Source organism: Enterovibrio litoreus (assembly GCF_045679545.1).
GTDB lineage: Bacteria > Pseudomonadota > Gammaproteobacteria > Enterobacterales > Vibrionaceae > Enterovibrio.
This window is the reverse complement of sequence record NZ_CP166195.1, coordinates 302875-316166: the sequence shown is the minus strand read 5'-3', so window position 1 is coordinate 316166 and position 13292 is coordinate 302875. Positions and strand designations below refer to the sequence as shown.

Below are 13292 nucleotides of genomic sequence, written 5' to 3'. Positions count from 1 at the left end.
CCATGGAGTTGTGAAATTACTCTGTGATAAAAAGCATTGAGACAATAAAACTCATTAACGCCACGAGTGAGATCTCGCTCAATATCGGCAGTTCATTGACTGCCGTATTGGTAGAAATTCACGTATTCTAAGGGCTTCAACAACAGTGGCTTTATTTCATGTCTCCTCGTCTTGTTCCGCGTTCATTTACTCAGCTTTTAACGGTATTGCTCTGTGGTGTATTTCTATTTAGTGCAATGGGGTGGTGGATGATTAGCTCACAAAGAATCAACCACACGCTGGATGATCAGATTGCGCTACGCGCAGAAGTGCAGTCACGGCAATTGGCGATATTGCCGAGCTTGGTTGAAGCTGTCATTCATGACAATCAATTTGATGTTTCCGCCATTATTTCTCAGTTGCAACAGGTCTCAGATGCCGATTTTATTACGGTTAGCAACGAAGAGGGGGTCCGTCTTGCTCACCCTCTCTCAGAAAGGATTGGGCATCCTGTGGTCGGTGGAGATATTGAGCGTGCACTGAAATATGGCGAGGCGTACCTGTCTCATGGTGTGGGATCGTTAGGGCCTTCAGTGCGTTATATTACGCCGATTTTTGATCATTCAGGCTCGGTAGTCGGGATGATTAAAGTGGGCTATCTCAAGCAAACGTTAGCCGTGCTTAATGCGGAAAATATCTCGCCATTGATTGGCTTCGCCATCTTTGCTTTGCTTGGATCTGGATTCATGGCGTGGCGCTTTTCGGGGTATGTTAGCCAGCAAATGGAGCATCTTGAACCTTGGCAACTTAGGCAGTCATTAAAAACAAGCCAAGGAGTGCTAGATGCGGCTCATGAGGGGCTAATGGCGATCAACACTGACAATCAAATTTATCTCATTAACGACTCGGCCAATTCATTGCTAAACAGTGATAAGCCGATTCCTCTGCTTACTCCGGTGGATTCGGTGGTCGACAACCCGTCTGTTTTGTCCTTGGAAGGAGACGACTTTATTGACCGCATGTTAAGGGTGAACGGGCGAAGTCTTGTTGTTTCTCGCGTGAGTCTGTCTGGTCAAGATAAGGAAGTGTCTGGGGCAGTGTTTAGCATCCGTACTCAGCATGAGTTGTTGCTACTTTCCAATAAAATTAGCAAGGTCGATCAATATCTTGAGTCACTGCGGGTAACACGCCATGAGTACAAAAACAAATTGTCGAGCTTGGCGGGTTTACTGCAAATGGGGCAGTACGAACGTGCATTAGCTTTCATCTTGTCTCAGTCACAAGCAGATCAATTTCAGATGGACAGCATTAAGCAGCTAGCGTCGCTGCCGCTAGTTTCAGGGTTGCTATTGGCCAAAATGGGTCAGGCTAATGAACGCGGTGTGCTTGTCGATCTCGAAGGCTTAGAAGGATGGTCAGGGCTTCCGCTAGACGTAGATGAAGAAGCGTTGAGTTCGCTGATCGGCAACCTGTTTGATAACAGCATTGATGCAATGACAGATACTGATTCGGCTTGTGTTCGCATTGCCATGTATGAAACCGCATCAGAACATGTGTTGAGTGTGACAAACAACGGGCCAGCCATTCACGTGAGCTTAGATGTGTTGTGTCTGATGGGATATACAAGCAAACCTAATTTTAGTGAACATGGTGTGGGGATGTATTTGGTGCAATCAATCATCGACGCTGCTGACGGTTACATGGAGCTGGAGAGTGACAGCAACGAAACCTCTTTTATCGTTTATTTTCCGAGGGTGATCTGATGTATCGCGTGCTTATCGTGGAGGATGACAACGATATTGCCATGCTTCACGCCCATTTCATTGAGCAAGATCCGCGTTTTAAAGTATTGAGCGTAGCATCGACACTCGCGCAGGCCAGAGCAATGACCCGAGCAGCATCGCTGGATCTGATTATCGTGGATAATTACCTTCCTGATGGACTAGGTGTCGACTTTGTTCACACCTTATCGGGAGAAAGCTCTCATGTGGAGTGTGTGTTGGTCACTGCCGCCAATGATGCGGAAACCGTGCAAAAAGCGCTGCGATTTGGTGCGTTTGATTATCTCGTGAAGCCACTGGACTACCGACGTTTGGCTGATAGCCTTGAACGGTTTTCGGCTCTTCAGCAACAATTTAACCATGAAAAACAGTTCATTCAGAGAGACTTGGATGGGCTATTCAGTGGCGCTCAGAAAAACAGAAAACAGGTGTCGAGCACAGATGCCTTCACTTTGAAGCAAATCGTTGACTACTTCAGTCATGCACACATAGAGGTCACGGTTAGCCATATTGCTGAAGAATTTGGAATAAGTAAAAGCACGGCAAGACGCTATCTCGACCAAGCGGTTGAAGACGGAGAGCTGTTGGCATTTCTCGAGCATGGCAAAGTTGGGCGGCCGACTCGCGTGTATCGAAGACCTTTGTTGGAAGAATTGTAAATTCTATTGATAGCTCAATGGGCAAGACTCAAAGAGAGTGTTACATTATAACATTACATATCACTGCGCCTGACGGATCATGACACGACAGTTTCGCCAATTTCTGCTTCCTTTTTTGCTTGCTGTTCTTTTGGGCTGGCAAGGCTTTGCAGTGGCGGAACACAAAGCCTCCTATCAACACGCGCTAAATACAGACCATCATTGTGCGCTCTGTGCCATGAGTGCGCCTGCGATTGCATCGACAGATGTTGTTGCTCCCGTGGTGGTGGCGCTGGGTTATCAGTCGTCAGACTATCTAGTTCAATCCCCACAAAAAGCGCAGCCTGATGCTAACGCGCGTGCACCGCCATTTTTCTCCTCAATTTAGAACGACACTTAAACAAATGAGATCACATTAAATTGGAGAGAACATGCGTAATACAACGCAATTTACGCTCGGTGCGATGGCATTGGCAATGGCGACATTTGCAGTCGCCCAAAGCAACGAATTTACTCAGTACAGCGCTCATCAACATGGTGTGGTGGATTGGCATATCGCACAAGATGGCAACGAACTTCTCGTTGAAATCACTGCGCCGGGCAGTGACATTGTTGGCTTTGAACATGCCCCTCTGAATGATGAACAAAAAGCGGCCATTGAGCGTGCACTCAAGTCTTTGGCGACACCGGAAACTTTGATTCAACTGAGTAAAGCGGCAGACTGTAAACTCACGGCGCATACTGTTTCACAGACGCTAGATAAACACGACGCTCATGCTGACCATGACCATGACCATGACCATGACCATGACCATGACCATGACCATGACCATGCGTCTCATGATGATCACGAGCAACACGATGAGCATCAAAAACACCACGACGACCATGCTCACCCTGACGAGCATAGCGCACATGACGAGCAGCCTCATTCAGCAGAGGCTGCGTCACACGGTGAGTTCTCTGCTCAGTACACATTTACCTGTGAAAACCCTTCGGCACTTCAATCTGTCACAACAGGCTGGTTTGATACCTTCGGTCTAACCGAAAAAGTCAGTGTGCAAGCCATCACTGATAAAGGTGTGTTTGCGGGCGAGTTTACGCCAGCCTCAAGAACCATTCGTTTCTAGTCCAGGGAGGCCTCATCAATGAGGCCTTAAAACATCATCATGTTAATAATTAAAGATCTTTGTTTTCGATGGCCGGGGCAGGCTGGCTGGCAGATTGATATTCCGCACTTTGACGTTGGCGCAGACGAGAAAGTGTTTCTTAAAGGCGCCAGTGGCTGCGGAAAATCCACACTGTTGGGGTTAATTGCGGGTATCAATGTTGCCCAATCTGGCTCATTGCATATTCAAAATACCGATATTTCACAGTTGAAAGGGGCTAAGCGCGATGCGTTTCGTGCCGATCATTTTGGGTATATTTTTCAGCAATTCAACCTGTTGCCCTACCTTTCTGTACTAGACAACGTCACCTTACCGTGCCGATTTTCGTCAGTGCGAAAAGAGCGTGTGGGCGGTGATTTGAACCAAGAAGCCACGCGTCTATTGAACGCACTTGCTTTGCCCGTTGCATGCTTGAACAAACCCGTGACGGCGCTGAGTATCGGACAACAGCAACGGGTAGCTGCAGCGCGTGCGCTGATTGGTCGACCTGCGTTGTTACTTGCCGATGAGCCCACCTCTGCACTGGATGCAGATAGCCGCAACGCGTTTATTTCGTTGTTGATGCAAGAATGCGAGCATGCTGGAACCAGCTTGCTGTTTGTGAGTCACGATCATTCGCTGGAATCTCAATTCGATCGTGCGGTTTCATTGTCTGACATTAACCGCGGTGAATTGACCAAGGAGCTGGTGTAAATGGCTATTTTCCGGTTGGCGATTCAAAGCCTCAATAATCGAAAAGCGACCGCTTTTCTGACGATTCTTACCGTTGCTATCTCCGTGGCACTGTTACTCGGTGTTGAACGTGTTCGCACCCAAGCCAAAGAAAGTTTTGCCAACACCATCTCCAGTACCGATTTAATAGTTGGTGCGCGATCCGGTCAGGTGAACTTGTTGCTTTATTCGGTGTTTCGTATTGGCAATGCAACCAACAACATTGGTTGGGATAGCGTTGAAGAGATTCAGCGTCATCCTTCGGTGGCGTGGTCTGTTCCTATTTCGTTGGGCGATTCTCATCGCGGATTTCGCGTGGTGGGCACGACCAGCGATTACTTCAAACATTACAAATACGGGAATAAACAGCCACTCACGTTTACGCAAGGGCAGCCATTTAACGGTTTGTTTGATACCGTGATTGGCGCTGAAGTTGCAGCAAAACTGGGTTATAAGCTGGGGGATGAAATCGTGATTGCGCATGGACTGGCAGACATGAAATTCAGTCGTCACGACAATCTTCCCTTTGTTATCACAGGCATTCTTGCGCCGACAGGCACGCCAGTCGACCGAAGCGTGCATGTTTCATTGCCTGCGATTGAGGCCATTCATATTGGCTGGGAAAGTGGCGCTCGAATGGGAACGGGTGTCAGTGCAGAGGGTATCGATCCTGATACGCTACAACCGGAGCAGATTACGGCACTCTTAGTCGGATTGAAAAGCAAAATCCAAACCTTTGCCTTGCTGCGAACCATTAACGAATACAAGCGGGAACCTTTGACAGCAATCATGCCGGGCATTGCATTGCATGAGCTGTGGGGGCTGATGTCGGTGGCTGAACAAGCCTTGCTGGTGGTATCGAGTTTTGTGGTGGTGGCAGGCCTGCTGGGAATGCTTTCAAGTCTCCTGACAAGCTTGAATGAGCGGCGGCGAGAGATGGCGATATTGCGTGCCATGGGGGCAAGGCCAGCACATGTCTTTGCGCTATTGATCAGCGAAGCGGTATGCTTAACGCTGCTCGGTATTGTGCTTGGTATTACAGCCTTGTTTACAATGATCACCATTGCAGCCCCCATTGTTTTAAGCCAATACGGCTTGCAGCTTTCCGCCACATTTTTAAATAGCCGCGAATGGATGCTGATGGGCATCGTGCTTGTGGCTGGGATTCTCGTGGGCGTATTCCCCGCGTTGCGCGCCTATCGTCAATCACTGTCAGATGGCATGACTATACGGATATAACATGATGAAAAAATGGCTTTTATTGATGGCGACGTGTTTGCCATTGTTTGCCCAAGCGAACGATACATTGACCTTGGATTGGATTGACTTGATCCCAGAATCAGAGCGTAATCTCTTCAATGACCGCGGTATGCCGATGATTGATCACGAGAGTGATGTAACTCAGCAAAGCATGGTAGGCAATGTACGCCCTGAATTGAACAACAGTCAGGTGAAAATCCCAGGCTTCGTGATTCCGTTAGAAGGTGACGCCAACACAGTCACTGAGTTCTTGTTAGTGCCGTTCTTTGGTGCCTGTATTCATGTACCGCCGCCGCCACCCAACCAAATTGTGTACGTGAAGTTTGAGAAAGGTGCGCCAGTGCAAGAGCTTTGGGATGTGGTGTACGTGGTAGGAACATTGAAAACTGAAACGGTATCGCATGACATTGCGCAGGCGGGTTACTTGCTTGAAGGTGTGTCGATCGAACCCTACGACGAATAAGCTTCCTGAGCTTGCTCCGGTGTCTAGCTGAGACGAAATGGTAAACCGCCCAAATCAAGGGCGGTTTTTTATGAGAAAATAAATTTTAGTTTCGATCACGTCTGCGTGGGGAAAAGGGTATTGAGGGTGCTGTCTATCCATAACATCACTTTGTCCCAGCCTCTGGCTTTTCGTTTTATTGCACTGAGCGTGAGCAAGGGAGGGCTGGAAAGTTCGGCAGTTGAAAGCGTTTTAACCGAGCCCTGCATCCAATCATGGTTCACAATATGTTCCGGCACAAAAGCCCAGCCAAGGTTTCGATTAACCAGCCCTGAAATATAATAATAACTGTCGACGTGCCAGTAACGCGGTGAAATGGGTTGTTCTTGCGATGAACCTAAACGGTCTCGAATTGCTAGCTGACGGTACTTAACCAAGTCATCTTCGCGGGGGAGATCTAAAGTAGAAAGTGGATGCTGAGGTGAGGCAATCAATACTTGTTTTACGGTGGTGATATCGTACCAATCTAATGATTCAGATAAGGGTTTGACACGAAAAATAAACCCCATATCCGCTCTGCCTTCGTTTACCCATGTTGCAATATCATCTTGAGATCCATTCAAGATAGTGAGCTTTAACTCTGGAAAGCTATTGGCCAGCTTCTCGAATAAGGTTTCAAAGGTTTGGATCGGAACGGCCTCATCCATGGCGACCGTGAACGCGACAGGTTCACCTTTTGTCACCGACATGGCGCGTGAGTTCATGCGTTGGCACTGTTGTAGGATAGCTTTGGCATCAACGAGCATTTCTTTTCCCGCGTCGGTCAATACCGGCAACTTGGCACTGCGATCAAATAAATCAAACCCCAGATCCACTTCTAAGTTCGCAATTGCAGTACTGACGCGTGATTGCGCCTTGCCGAGCTTACGTGCTGCTGCGGAGAATGAACCGGCTTCGGCCGCCTCTGTGAAAGCTTTAAGTTGTTCGAGAGTCCACTGCATAGGAATATCTGCCATCTATCCGAATTTAGGATTGATTGTAACTTTTATCTATATCAAAACAACATCAAACTCGTTTATTACCCTTTTGCTATTTAAGTTTTTTTCTATGCATACTATTGATCTCAATCAGAGTGACTCCATCACCAAAACGTTTTGGCGCTTTACCCTGCCCGCGATTGCCGCGATGCTCGTTAATGGGCTTTATCAATTGGTGGACGGTATTTTTGTGGGGCACTACATTGGCGCGGAAGGGCTAGAAGCCATCAACATGGCATGGCCTGTGATTGCTGTTGTGGGCGGAATTGGGTTAATGATCGGCATGGGGGCGGGCAGTTTAGTGTCTATCTACCGTGGCGAAGGCAACCTGCACAAAGCGCGAAACGCGATGGCGACGGGGCTTACCTTGGTGCTCGGATTGGCCGTGGTCGCTTCGTTCTATTTATTTTGTTTCAGTGATGCACTGATTGAATTGCAGGGAGCCAGAGGAGCGGGGTATGGCTACGCCTCAGATTATCTGGGGGTGTTTCAGCTAGGTTCTCTCGCAACGGTTGCTGCGGGGGCGTTACCCTTTTTAATTCGAAACGATAACAGCCCTTTTGTTGCCACGTCCATGATGGTTGTAGGTGCATTGACAAATATCGTGCTCGATTACCTGTTTATTGGCGTGTTGGGTTGGGGATTGCAAGGCGCTGCAGTGGCAACCGTGTCCGCACAATTTGTCAGTGTCGCAATGGGCTTGGCCTATCTGCTTTCATCACGCTCGTTATTGGGAGTATTTCGTCACAAGATAACGTTGAGCTTTTATGATGCGAAACAGAGTTTGGTGCTAGGGTGTTCTTCGCTCGTTATGTTCATGTATTACGGCGTGCTGGTAGGCTTTCACAATCGTTTGTTTGCTGAGTATGGAACACCGATAAGTGTCGCAGCTTTCGCTGTTGTCGGCTATTTGATGACACTGTACTACGTGGTGGCAGAAGGCATTGCGGAGGGTATGCAGCCGCAAGTGAGCTTTTATCACGGCGAACAGTCATACACAAAGATTGTTAAAGTGGTCAAGCTGGCGACTTCCGTGTCCTTAGCCGCAGGGTTAATTTGGTTAGCGGTGTTGAATTTGTTCCCGGACGTCGTGATTGGCATGTTTAGCAGTGGCAATGAAGCGCTGGTGCAACAGGCAACGCAGGGCATTCGCCTGCATTTATCGGCAATGTATCTTGATGGGCTGATCATTCTTGCTTCAATGTATTTTCTGTCGGTGGGTAAAGGGGGGAAATCACTGGCTATTTCAGTCGGGAATATGTTGGTTCAATTCCCATTTTTGTATGTTTTACCCAAATTCTACGGTGTAGATGGTGTTTGGTTGGCGATGCCTATTTCGAACCTTGTTCTCGCATCAATGGTCTTGCCTGTGATGTGGCACGATATCCTTGCGCAGAAACGTAAGCAATGCGTTTCAACGCCTTTGGCCGCGTAGTTATCCCCGGTTGATTTCACGTCAAGCCGTTAAAAAAACAGGGAGTGAATGCTCCCTGTGCCGATTGAGTTTGAGAGACTAAAATTCACCCCATTCAATGTCATCATCATCTTCTTCGTCTTTTTCCTGTGGTTTCGAGGCTTTTGTCGGTTCAACTTTAGCTTGTCTGATTTTTTTGAAATTTGGTGTTTTAATGGCTTGATTGCTTTGGGAAACGGTGAAGAATTCCATCATCGCATTCATATCTTGCGCCTGAGATAGCATGCTTTCGCCAGCCGTTGCTGCTTCTTCGACGAGGGCTGCGTTTTGTTGTGTCATGGTGTCCATGCGTGCAACCGCGATGTTCACCTGTTCAATGCCGGAGCTTTGACCTTGTGCGGCATCGCTGATTTCAGCCATTTTATTGCTGACTTCTTCAACCATGTTGACGATTTCTTGCAGTGTCTCGCCGGATTCAGCGACTAAGTCCGCTCCGTCTTCCACTTTTTTGTTCGTATCGCGGATAAGCTCCTTGATTTGTTTCGCGGCCTCTGCTGAACGTTGAGCAAGGTTTCGAACCTCACCAGCAACAACGGCAAAACCGCGACCTTGTTCACCTGCACGGGCTGCCTCAACGGCTGCATTGAGTGCCAGCAAATTGGTTTGGAAGGCAATTTCATCAATGACGCCGATGATGTCTGAAATTTTGTTACTGGCCCCGCTGATTTGATCCATGGCGGTGATGGTTCTCATCACGACGTTGCCGCCTTCCCGTGCTTTGAGTCTTGCATCTTCACTGAGCTTATTGGCGACCTTCGCATTTTCCGCGCTTTGCTTCACGGTATCTGTCATGCTTTCCATGCTGGCTGCCGTCTCTTGTAAAGAAGTGGCTTGATCTTCAGTTCGCTGACTTAGGTCACGATTGCCAGAAGCGATTTCGTTAGAAGAGTTGGAAATGGTTTCCGATGCTCGGCGAATGTTACTAATAACCTGAGTCAGCCTGTCAATGCTGGCATTGGTATCGGCTTTTAACTGTCCAAAACGTCCGTCATAACGTTTCTCGATTCTTTGGGTAAGGTCGCCTTTTGCCATTGCACTTAGAATACGTTGCATGTCTTCCAGTGCAGCATCGGTGTTGTTTGTTAGAGAATTTAAGCCTTGAGCGAGTTTGTATAAAAACCCTTTTTTTCCGTCGAGCGAAAGTTGCTTTGAAAAATCACCGTGCGTGGCAGCTTCTATCATGGCATCAATTTCATGCTCGATGGCGACTTCAGCAGTGCGGTCTGTCCACTCGATGACAGTGCCAATTCTTTCGCTATTCTCGTCAATAATGGCATTGACGGTGATGGCCATAATGCGATTGCCGATAGGCATCTCCATTTCATGCGTTGCATCAAGATGCTCCAACAATTGTCTTTGATGAGCTGGGTTCTTGTGGAAGAAATCAATATTTTTCCCCAGGACTTCATCGGGGTTGAAATTTGGGATAATTTGAGAGAAATCGTCTCTTGCCTCTCTCAGTAGCGCTTTGGAAGATCGATTGAGATAGATGATGTCAAAGTTTCTGTCTGCAATCATGGTGTTGGTTGAAACATTGTCTAGCGCTTGACGAACCCGGGCATTCTCTTCCGCCTGAATTTTAGCGTCGTGTTCGAGCTCCGCTTTCATTCGCTCTGATGCTTCGACGTTTTCCAATGACGTGTTGGTCGCTTGCTTGATGGACAGTAGATCGCCACGAAGATCGGTTTCTATACGATGACTGAAATCACCTTCTGCTAGGCCTTCCATGACTTTTCGTATGTCACTGATAGCGGCTTGCATGCTGTCCATTAAAGTATTGAATGCGTTAGCCGCTTGGCCCAGCTCATCTTTGGTTTTCACTGCTACTCGACCCGAAAAATCGCCTGACAGCGCCACGGTTTCAAGGTTCTGAGTCAGCTCCAATATGGGACGCGTCACTGAGCGTGTGACAATGAGCGCTAAAATGGTGATAGCCACTACACCTATGATCAAGGCAATGGCAATCATATTCTTCATCACGCTGACTTGTCCAAAAGCCTCTGATTCGTCGATTTCGGCAATGAGTGCCCAAGTTGTATCGCCATAACTAATCGGCGTATAGGCCGATAGTACCGAGGTGCCTAAGTAATCCAGTGTCACCCCAAAACTGGTTTCGCCAGCGATGGCCTTCTCTGTTGCAATGGTCTTTATCGTGCCACTTTCTGGGTTTGCAAATGAAGAAAAAACGGAGTGCCCACTATCGGATAAATACGAATCTGAACGCATCAAATAATCAGGGCCGACAAGATAAGTTTCTCCGGTTTGCCCCATGCCTGTGCGTTGTAACATGATGTCGTTAATGGCTTCGACGGAAAGCTGCAACACGGCAACGGCGAGAATGTTTCCACCTAAATCTGTTATCGGCGCACCGATGAGTGCAATGGGCTCATTATTGTGCGGCGCATAGCGCTGATAATCTTGAACAGTAATGTCCTTGTTCGATAGCACTTTTTGAAACAGGGCAGCCAAAGGGCTGTCTTTCAACGGCCCAACATAGAGATTGCCGCCAAGGTCAGATTTTTTTTGTGCGGTGTAAACGACATGTCCTGTATCGGCTTGTATGATGAAAACGTCGGAATAGCCGTAAACACTGACATAGTCGCTGAGTGTTTTGCCGTTAATGTTCCAAATCTCTTCATATTCGTAGGTGTCAGTAGGGAAGGGCTCATCACGTTCCACCTCTTCATCGGCGGCATAGAACTGGAGTAGTTTTTGAATCTGTTTGGTGTCTTCACTGCTTGAAAGGATCATCGTGTCTTTGTATGCACGATCAAAATAGGATTCTATTTGATCTTTCTTCACTTCTCGCATACTCACAAGCTGAGCAAAGGCCTGATCTTGCAAAGCTGAACTCGACGTTGCCAGTGCTAAATACCCAACAATCAGAATGGGTAAAACACCAATCAACAAGAAAATGAGAAGCAGTTTTATTTTTAACTTTCCAAACATTCGATACCCTTTTTTCACCAACGAGCGCCCTAGAGGCATTCTCTCGCATGCCGTTTCATGGTGTCCGTTAACTTCATACAGAGGCTTACTTCACAGACCAATGTGACGGTGTGACCTCAATTTGCCACAGCGGCATGTTTGCCATCCTGAACGGGGAGTAATTTACGTTCCTGTTTACGGCTAATACTTTGTTTGGCGTTGGCACAAACAGCATGTATCCGTTGTTGTAGGCATGGCGCATGATTTTGTCAGATACATCGTCGAACGCTGGTGTTCCGGCGGACTCGCGGAACATTTTTTCAATGTACCCATCCATCGTGCTGTCTGGGAAAATGGTGCTCCACGCATTGTGTGTGCGATAGACAAAAAATGCCGACCATGGATGGTTGTAATACCAATCGTCATTACCCCAAACGAGCAGATCCCAGTCTTGAGTGTTCTTTTTTGCATTGGTTGTCAGCAGTTGGCCGAAAACATCTTTTTCACTCGACGTGATGGTGAAGTTGAGTTTTACACCGACTTTGCGTAAATCACGATCAATGCCTTTCCAGATGTACATAAAGCGATCTTGGGTATAAACATTAAGTTCAAGCCCATCTAAGGTCTTTTTTAGTTCATCGCGAATCGATTTAGGATCTTGGACTTCGGAATAGGCTTTGAGGTTTTTCACCACTTTATCAACGCCAGGATAAAGCGGGGCAGCAAGGGTTGGGCTTATCTGACCTTCGCCGGCGTAGTTCTTTTCCAGTAAGCGACGCTGGTCGAGTGCTTTGTTAAGAGCGACACGCACATCTTTATCTAATAGACGTTTATTGCCTGTTCTCATGTTGATGTGAATAGCGATATTGTTGGTTGAAGGGGCTGTAACGAGTTTTGCGAATCGTGACTGCTTAACGCGTTCTTTCTCGGAAAACGGTATCGGCATGATGTCTAGCGATGCATCTTTGTCGGTAGCCATCTCTAGCGCTTGATTTGAGTCAAGTTCGGTATAGACAGTGACGGTTTCAATTTTTGGAAATTCAGGGTTCCAATAATTTGGGTTGGCGACCAAGACGGCTTTAGGGGTTTGGCGATCACCTTCAATATACCCCTCTTTGAGAATGTAAGGACCTAAACCATAAAGACCCGGTTCAGCAAGATTGGGGCAGGTAGCCTTGCCATTCCAACCAAACTTATCGAGATACGTTTTTGTGTAGAACTGAATCCAAATCGCATCGTTCAAGAACTGGCCATATTTTTCTTTGAGGTGGAAGCGAACGGTGTAGTCATCGATTTTTTCTGCCCGATCGAAAACGGTATCGATTTTGGTGAACAGAAAAGGTTCTTCTTTGAAAAACTTCATGTTCATTAACACCGAATCGGCATTGAACGGCGTGCCATCTTGAAACTTCACACCCTGACGCAAATCGAACTCGTAGGTTGTGTCGTCGATCTGTCTGTGTGAAACCGCCATGTCGTAATCCCATCCTTGTTCATTATTGGCGGGTCTCAACAACGCGCCATTGATGGAATGCGAAATGTACAAGTAGGGCAGACTTGGAATGAACACTTTTAAATGTGACCCCGGTGTCGGCGCTGCCCATGACAATATGGGAGCCAGAACGAGCAACGAAATCATGCTCTTCACGATTAAACCTACAAGTTTCATATCAACACCCTTGCCCTATAGCGGGAATACTTAATAACAGTGATTGATTATCAGTTCATAAAAAAGTGTAGTTAATCAATGACTCATTTATGAAACTAATGGCGCTTATGTGAGCGGGTGTTTTCTATTTCACTGAAATTGCTGGGTTTATTTTTCTCTGGCTTTAAGGGTTTTCTGTAAAGTGAAGAGATACGCTTCGTTCGG

At 47.2% G+C, this 13292-nt stretch carries 11 protein-coding genes; 8 read left to right on the top strand and 3 right to left on the bottom strand.

The genetic code is table 11. The features are described 5' to 3' along the window. Positions 1 to 158 precede the first annotated feature (158 nt). The 7 genes from AB8599_RS17060 to AB8599_RS17030 all read left to right on the top strand — a co-directional run bounded on the left by AB8599_RS17060 (position 159) and on the right by AB8599_RS17030 (position 6001). Entirely contained in the window at positions 159 to 1742 is a 1584-nt protein-coding gene (locus AB8599_RS17060) for an ATP-binding protein (protein ID WP_407334103.1), read from the top strand. Continuing rightward, positions 1742 to 2419, top strand: coding sequence for a response regulator (locus AB8599_RS17055; RefSeq protein ID WP_407334102.1), 678 nt, complete (start codon positions 1742 to 1744; stop codon positions 2417 to 2419). Before AB8599_RS17060 ends, AB8599_RS17055 begins: the two co-directional genes overlap by 1 nt. Before the next feature lie 79 nt (positions 2420 to 2498). Then, on the top strand, positions 2499 to 2786 hold the full coding sequence (locus AB8599_RS17050) for a hypothetical protein (protein WP_407334101.1): 288 nt from the start codon (positions 2499 to 2501) through the stop codon (positions 2784 to 2786). 43 nt (positions 2787 to 2829) lie between these two features. Next, positions 2830 to 3528, top strand: a complete 699-nt coding sequence (locus AB8599_RS17045; protein WP_407334100.1) for a DUF2796 domain-containing protein — start codon at positions 2830 to 2832, stop codon at positions 3526 to 3528. Positions 3529 to 3567: 39 nt separating this feature from the next. After that, positions 3568 to 4260: an ABC transporter ATP-binding protein gene (locus tag AB8599_RS17040; RefSeq protein ID WP_407334099.1), complete on the top strand. Its 693-nt coding sequence runs from the start codon at positions 3568 to 3570 to the stop codon at positions 4258 to 4260. Beyond that, on the top strand, positions 4261 to 5517 hold the full coding sequence (locus AB8599_RS17035; protein ID WP_407334098.1) for an ABC transporter permease: 1257 nt from the start codon (positions 4261 to 4263) through the stop codon (positions 5515 to 5517). Positions 5518 to 5521: 4 nt separating this feature from the next. Further along, the gene (locus AB8599_RS17030; RefSeq protein ID WP_407334097.1) at positions 5522 to 6001 is read left to right on the top strand and encodes a DUF3299 domain-containing protein; all 480 of its coding nucleotides are present in this window, start codon (positions 5522 to 5524) and stop codon (positions 5999 to 6001) included. Positions 6002 to 6096: 95 nt separating this feature from the next. Here the strand turns inward: AB8599_RS17030 and AB8599_RS17025 are convergent, their stop codons facing one another. Then, a complete protein-coding gene (locus AB8599_RS17025; RefSeq protein ID WP_407334096.1) occupies positions 6097 to 6981 on the bottom strand; it encodes a LysR family transcriptional regulator in 885 nt (294 codons plus the stop codon). Positions 6982 to 7087: 106 nt separating this feature from the next. On the opposite strand from AB8599_RS17025, the gene AB8599_RS17020 reads away from it, so the two are divergent. After that, a complete protein-coding gene (locus tag AB8599_RS17020) occupies positions 7088 to 8452 on the top strand; it encodes an MATE family efflux transporter (RefSeq protein WP_407334095.1) in 1365 nt (454 codons plus the stop codon). A 78-nt stretch (positions 8453 to 8530) separates the two neighbouring features. Here the strand turns inward: AB8599_RS17020 and AB8599_RS17015 are convergent, their stop codons facing one another. Both AB8599_RS17015 and AB8599_RS17010 read right to left on the bottom strand, forming a co-directional pair. Next, positions 8531 to 11440, bottom strand: coding sequence for a methyl-accepting chemotaxis protein (locus tag AB8599_RS17015; RefSeq protein ID WP_407334094.1), 2910 nt, complete (start codon positions 11438 to 11440; stop codon positions 8531 to 8533). 85 nt (positions 11441 to 11525) lie between these two features. Further along, positions 11526 to 13088: an ABC transporter substrate-binding protein gene (locus AB8599_RS17010; protein WP_407334093.1), complete on the bottom strand. Its 1563-nt coding sequence runs from the start codon at positions 13086 to 13088 to the stop codon at positions 11526 to 11528. Positions 13089 to 13292: the final 204 nt, after the last annotated feature.

What these genes read in the sequence shown, in the direction of transcription:
- AB8599_RS17055 (WP_407334102.1), top strand. Translation starts at nt 1,742, where the DNA reads ATGTATCGCGTGCTTATCGTGGAGGATGACAACGATATTGCCATGCTT.
- AB8599_RS17045 (WP_407334100.1), top strand. Translation starts at nt 2,830, where the DNA reads ATGCGTAATACAACGCAATTTACGCTCGGTGCGATGGCATTGGCAATG.
- AB8599_RS17025 (WP_407334096.1), bottom strand. Translation starts at nt 6,981, where the DNA reads ATGCAGTGGACTCTCGAACAACTTAAAGCTTTCACAGAGGCGGCCGAA.
- AB8599_RS17050 (WP_407334101.1), top strand. Translation starts at nt 2,499, where the DNA reads ATGACACGACAGTTTCGCCAATTTCTGCTTCCTTTTTTGCTTGCTGTT.
- AB8599_RS17035 (WP_407334098.1), top strand. Translation starts at nt 4,261, where the DNA reads ATGGCTATTTTCCGGTTGGCGATTCAAAGCCTCAATAATCGAAAAGCG.
- AB8599_RS17020 (WP_407334095.1), top strand. Translation starts at nt 7,088, where the DNA reads ATGCATACTATTGATCTCAATCAGAGTGACTCCATCACCAAAACGTTT.
- AB8599_RS17040 (WP_407334099.1), top strand. Translation starts at nt 3,568, where the DNA reads ATGTTAATAATTAAAGATCTTTGTTTTCGATGGCCGGGGCAGGCTGGC.
- AB8599_RS17060 (WP_407334103.1), top strand. Translation starts at nt 159, where the DNA reads ATGTCTCCTCGTCTTGTTCCGCGTTCATTTACTCAGCTTTTAACGGTA.
- AB8599_RS17030 (WP_407334097.1), top strand. Translation starts at nt 5,522, where the DNA reads ATGAAAAAATGGCTTTTATTGATGGCGACGTGTTTGCCATTGTTTGCC.
- AB8599_RS17015 (WP_407334094.1), bottom strand. Translation starts at nt 11,440, where the DNA reads ATGTTTGGAAAGTTAAAAATAAAACTGCTTCTCATTTTCTTGTTGATT.
- AB8599_RS17010 (WP_407334093.1), bottom strand. Translation starts at nt 13,088, where the DNA reads ATGAAACTTGTAGGTTTAATCGTGAAGAGCATGATTTCGTTGCTCGTT.